At 47.8% G+C, this 4,698-nt stretch carries 4 protein-coding genes; all 4 read right to left on the bottom strand.

Annotated elements, in window-relative coordinates; translation table 11 throughout:
- Window positions 1–95: 95 nt before the first annotated feature.
- From ABEW32_RS10215 to ABEW32_RS10200, 4 genes are read right to left on the bottom strand one after another with little or no spacing between them, the layout of a single operon-like run.
- Complete coding sequence (locus ABEW32_RS10215; protein WP_430187203.1) at window positions 96–503, bottom strand: 3-hydroxyacyl-ACP dehydratase FabZ family protein; 408 nt, start codon at window positions 501–503, stop codon at window positions 96–98.
- Window positions 504–507: 4 nt separating this feature from the next.
- On the bottom strand, window positions 508–1,752 hold the full coding sequence (gene fabF, locus ABEW32_RS10210) for a beta-ketoacyl-ACP synthase II (RefSeq protein ID WP_430187200.1): 1,245 nt from the start codon (window positions 1,750–1,752) through the stop codon (window positions 508–510).
- Between the two features lie 20 nt (window positions 1,753–1,772).
- Entirely contained in the window at window positions 1,773–3,473 is a 1,701-nt protein-coding gene (locus ABEW32_RS10205) for a thiamine pyrophosphate-binding protein (protein ID WP_430187198.1), read from the bottom strand.
- Window positions 3,470–4,693 carry an aldehyde dehydrogenase family protein gene (locus tag ABEW32_RS10200; RefSeq protein ID WP_430187196.1) on the bottom strand — a complete coding sequence of 408 codons (1,224 nt, stop codon included), beginning with the start codon at window positions 4,691–4,693 and terminating at the stop codon, window positions 3,470–3,472. Before ABEW32_RS10200 ends, ABEW32_RS10205 begins: the two co-directional genes overlap by 4 nt.
- Window positions 4,694–4,698: the final 5 nt, after the last annotated feature.

Raw genomic sequence — 4,698 nt, 5'->3', positions numbered from 1 at the left:
CTCATTTCACTCCTATTTCCGTGATGTGAATATCCTCCCGCTGCACTTGGCAGTCAGGAGGACAAAAAGACAGTTTAACGCGCGCTTCCACCCCGTCATTGATCAAGTGAAACAATTTCTTCCGCCTCAGCTACCAATCGTTCGCCTACGGTAGCCCGGCCACTTCCGAGAATATAACCACGCCGACGCTTGACCACTTCAAAATAGAGATCTATTCGATCCCCAGGCTTCGCAAGGCTATGAAAGCGAACGCCATTGAGGTTGGTTAGGTATGAAATACCTCTTTTGTCAATCGCAGCGAATGCCGCTAATTGTGCGAGCGATTCCACGATCAGCATAGGAGGCATATATGGATTAGCCTCTGTAATAAACCACTCACTCCGGGTAACAAGCTTGTACCCCTTCGCCCATTGCGATGTTTCGTACCCGGTCACACCATCGAGCAGAAGAAATGGGTACCTGTGCGGAAGCACATCCTGGATACGGACTAGCTCTTCGCTCACAGGCTTATACCCCCTCCCACTTACGAACGGCAAGACAGACGTTGTGCCCTCCAAAGCCAAAAGAGTTACTAATCGCCGCACGAACTTCACGTTCCTGGTATACGTGCGGTACAAAGTTTAGTTCAGGAGCCTCGGGATTGTCGCAATTAAGTGTCGGTGGTACTTTGCTGTGGATTATGCTCTGGACCGTTGCAATTAATTCGACTGCCCCAGCGCCGCCCATTAAGTGGCCTGTCATAGATTTAATAGACGATATTGCCAAACGAGGAGCATGCTCGCCAAATACCTTTTGAATAGCATTAATCTCCATACGATCATTAAATGGTGTACTCGTACCGTGGGCATTAACATAGTCAATCTCCTGCGGTGTCAAGCCACCATCTTGCAGTGCAATGCTGATCGCTTCTGCCGGGCCGGAGCCCGACGGATCTGGAGCCGTGATATGATACGCATCCGTTGTGCATCCGTAACCTGCAACTTCGGCCAAAATAGTAGCTCCCCGGTTCAAGGCATGCTCCAACTCCTCCAGCACTAAAACGCCTGCCCCTCCACCGATAACAAACCCGTCGCGATCCGTATCAAACGGGCGACTGGCCTTCTGCGGCTCTTCATTGCGTCTAGAAAGAGCATGGATGTTCGCAAAAGATGCCAAATCAAGCTGACTAAAGTTGGCCTCTGCACCTCCAGCCACTACGACATCAGCCGTGCCGTACTGGATCGTACGTAATGCTTCACCGATGGCATTACTGCCTGTCGCACAGGCTGTAACCACGGCAAACGAAGGTCCTTTAGCTCCAATAGCAATAGAGATTTCACCTGGCGCAGAATTAATCATCATCGAGGAAACAAAATAAGGAGAGACCCTTTTAGGACCCAGCTCCATTAATTTTTTGTAGTTCTCCTCTATGACGTCGAGCCCACCTGCTCCAGAGCCGACAATAACACCCACACGACCTGCATTGCGCTCATCAATGACTAATTTCGACTGCTCGACTGCCTGGCGGGCAGCCGCCAAGGCGAATTGAGTGAATTGCGCAACCTTTTGAGCTTCTTTTTTGCTCATATACTCCAACGGGTCAAAGCCCGTAACCTGTGCACCAATTTTTGTTGGTATATTTGCTGTATCGAAAACAGTGACAGGTCCGATTCCACTTTTTCCTTCCAGCAGTGAATTCCAGAAATCTGTAAGATGAAGCCCGACCGGTGTTACGACTCCCTGCCCTGTCACTACAACACGTCTTCTCACCATACCCACGTCCTTCGCTGAAATTAATTCTTGGAAGCCTGTTGCTCGTAAAGAGGAAAGTCACCATAGACATGACTAATTTTCTCATGCACATCTGCAAGATCAGCAAACACCTCGACGACCACAAGCTTGTTCTCCTTGTACTTTTGCCAAGCAAGCTGAAGCTGCTCCCGAGCCTCCCCCTTGTTGCGGATTGCCAGACTTTCGACAAATTCATACTGGGGAATTTGGATTCCTGTCTTGGTCGCCTCCGAAACAAATGGGAAAGCCTGTCCTGAGATATGCTTATAGTTCATCTGATTTTGCAGCCAACCGTAGCCGCCATTATTAAGTACAAGATAAATCACTGGTATTTGATACTGTACCGCCGTCATAAAATCTGAACAAAATAGATTAAATGCACCGTCACCTACAAGCGCTACTACCGGGTGTTCTGTCGCCACACTTGCCCCCAGAGCAGCAGCCGCACCGAATCCAAGACTTGTTTGGTCACTGGGAACAATCGAAAGTGAGCCTGAGGCAAAACGGAAATATGGATAAAAGTAGGACCACATATCCTGCAATCCGTTCTCTTGTAAAAGCACCAGGTCTTCAGGAAACTCCGTCTGAATCATGTCCAACAATTCTGGAACGTGGATGCCAGGGGTCCTTTTCAGCTCTTCCAGATAATTAGCTCTCTCTGAAAAAGCCTTCTGCTTACATCTCTCGATCGTTTCAAGCCACGCTCCATCGGGCTCTTGTCCGCCCCGTTCAAGCCATTGCTCTACTGCTGCGTATCCGTCACCAAGCAACTTGACGCCCCTGAATTCGTGGGCAAAATCCTCCAGCTCTACATTGACTTGAATTAAAGGCGTATCCTGTAGCAAAATATCCCACTCGAACGTAGCCGTTTCTTCCAATCGGCTACCCAGCGTAATGACCACATCGGATTCCTGCCAGATTTCTCTCAGACTAAGATCGGTATAGAGCCCGGCAACACCACAGAAAAGTGCATGATCTTCATTAATTACGCTTCGTCCCGAGGCAGTCGCGAATAAGGCTGCTCCATGTTGGTTGGCGAACCGTTCAATGACATCGCTTGTCCCTGACTTCATTCCGCCTCCCACTAGAATGAGTGGCCTGCGGGCATTCTCAATAATGCTCCATGCCGCATCCAGTTCCCGAAGCGACGGGGAGCACGACAGCTTTTCTGGCGGGGCATACTGAAGCCCTGTTGGCACAGGCTGGTCCATCAGGTTTTCGGGTAGCTCGATATAGACTGGACCTGGTGCCCCATTAATAGTCAAAAAGGCAGCCCGCTCCATCGCCCATACAAGCCGATCCACATGCTCAACACGGTAAGCCCATTTGACGAGCGGCTTTACGAGTGAGATTTGGTCAGCTTCCTGAAAGGATCGGGTACCCAACTTGTCTCCTCCGGTACCAAGCGCCAAAAGCAAAAGCGGGGCGCCCAGATTCTTGGCTTCCAGCAGTCCCGTAAGTGTATTGCTGAGCGCAGGACCTTTTCCTACAACACATACAGACATCTGGTTAGTTGTGAGCGCATAGCCTGCGGCCATAAACACAGCATTACGCTGATCTTTACACAAAATAAAATCCATACCGGATGGGGGGAGTGACGCTACAATATTGAGGTCGTCACTTGGTAATCCAAAGAGATGCTGAACCCCAGCCGATTTTAAGTAGCCAATGACGGCATCCCATGGGGATATGCTCGCAGTCATACCAAACTCCTCTTTTCCGACAAATATTCTGCGACAATTTTTGAGATCAGGATCGGCTTCGAAACGAGCTTATAATCGTAAAAAATATAGTTCGACATCGTGCCATAACCACCAAAAGGCTTATTGCCTTGATCCACATCCTCAAGCGTTTGGTTAATGGTCAATGTGTGCTTCTTTCGTAGAACATCAGTCAGATGCTCCGACCCGTATAAGCTGCAACCCATAGCCCGTTCACTGAAATAACTAGAGGAAATGCGCTTGATCAACTGCTCATCGTCTTGATAGCTAACTACATTGAAAACTGGCGAGAAATACTCAATAATCTCCAGATTTTGATCCAATTCGCTATATACGACCGTTGGCTCCATCTTTTTCGTACGGAAATCAATGCCACCACCATAAATAATGAACTTATCATTTGTATTAAAATATTCAGAAACCGAATATAGCGTGTCTTTATAAAATATGGGGGAGTAGTTTGCATTCGGGTCATTGTTGGCCCCAAATACGAGTTCGTCAATCCGTTGAATCAGCAAATTTTTAAATGGCTCGCTCACATCTTGATGTACTAGGATGATGTCGGGTCCCAGGCAGTCCTGTCCAGAATTGAACAATCTCATTCGAATCACATCGGTAACCGCCAGCTCCAGATCGGCATCTGGTCCAATGATGAAAGGATTGATCCCTTGTCCATAAAAGATGTAGAGCTGATCCTTGCGAATCTGTTTTTTGATCTTCTCCGCATTGGTATAGCTTCCGGTGAACACCACAATATCAGCTGGCATCACGGAATTCTCCATGAACACCTTCTGGCTAACTTTGCGAATATAGATAGGTAATTGGTGTACGGCCTGAAGCTTTTCATGCAGCATATCGACGTACTCGTTTACGTGAGAAGAGGGACGAAAGTCTATATTTTCAACGTACAGGGACGGAATCAAGAGGTATAATGCATAGGAGTACAAAATGACGTTGGAAGGCATGAATACAGCCATAGATCGTTGCCAGCTTGGCTGATGAGTCTGCACTTCTTCTAATGCACCTTGAAGTGTGAGGATCGTGGAGTCAATTTCTGCATTAGCGGCTCGATAGGATGAAAATTGTGTGAGAATATCCATCACTTCCTGCCGATTTTCAATCAAATAATTGAGGCATTTCAGAATAGATTCATGCCTTTTCAGAAACAGCGTGTTTTCTGCCAGTTCTGGATTTATACTCATGGCAC

Source organism: Paenibacillus jamilae, assembly GCF_050482105.1.
Lineage (GTDB): Bacteria > Bacillota > Bacilli > Paenibacillales > Paenibacillaceae > Paenibacillus > Paenibacillus jamilae_B.
This window is presented reverse-complemented; position numbering and strand designations above follow the sequence as displayed.

Coding starts and splice junctions, on each gene's coding strand:
- fabF (WP_430187200.1), bottom strand. CDS start 1,752: ATGGTGAGAAGACGTGTTGTAGTGACAGGGCAGGGAGTCGTAACACCG.
- ABEW32_RS10205 (WP_430187198.1), bottom strand. CDS start 3,473: ATGACTGCGAGCATATCCCCATGGGATGCCGTCATTGGCTACTTAAAA.
- ABEW32_RS10200 (WP_430187196.1), bottom strand. CDS start 4,693: ATGAGTATAAATCCAGAACTGGCAGAAAACACGCTGTTTCTGAAAAGG.